1 protein-coding gene is annotated in these 658 nt (G+C 48.8%); it reads left to right on the forward strand.

The genetic code is table 11. The features are described from left to right. On the forward strand, positions 1-658 hold a 658-nt coding region (locus tag ADM50_RS03920), incomplete at both ends, for a hypothetical protein (RefSeq protein WP_049484602.1).

A 658-nucleotide genomic window follows, 5' to 3' on the forward strand; every position in this document is an offset into this window, starting at 1 on the left:
CCAAGCGGTGGTGAAAGAAGTAGTTCCAACCAGCACTAACGCAACCAGCACAGGCCCTCAGGGTGTTCCACAAACAGGCACTCCAAGCTTCCAAGGTGGTGATCCACTGGTTCCAATCGATGAAACCGTTGAACCAACCTTCGCAGATGGAAGCAAAGAGAAGTCTATTCCAGGTCAAGGAACTTACACGATTACACCAGACGGTACAGTCACCTTCACACCAGACAAACAGTTTGTTGGAAACCCAGATCCAGTTACAGTGAAACGTGTGGATAAGAATGGCACTCCAGTGACTGCGACGTACAGTCCAGAGTTTACGAAAGTAACCCCAACTGGTACAGGTGATAAGACAGAGGGTCTGCAAGGTCAGGTCCAAGAAGGTACAGTGGCCTTCACTCCAGGCCATGACTCAGTTCCATTCCCAGCTGATTCAACACCACTATTTGACAATGGGACAGCTGTGAAAGAAGTGCCAAATGTTGGTAAGTTCGAAGTGGACGCAGATGGTAAGGTGACCTTCACTCCTGATAAACAGTTCAAGGGTGAAACACCAGAGCTTGAATTGACTCGAGTGGATGTCAACGGAACTCCTGTTACTGTCAAGTACCAAGCGGTGGTGAAAGAAGTAGTTCCAACCAGCACTAACGCAACCAGCACA

The organism is Streptococcus oralis (assembly GCF_001075675.1).
GTDB classification, from domain to species: domain Bacteria; phylum Bacillota; class Bacilli; order Lactobacillales; family Streptococcaceae; genus Streptococcus; species Streptococcus oralis_V.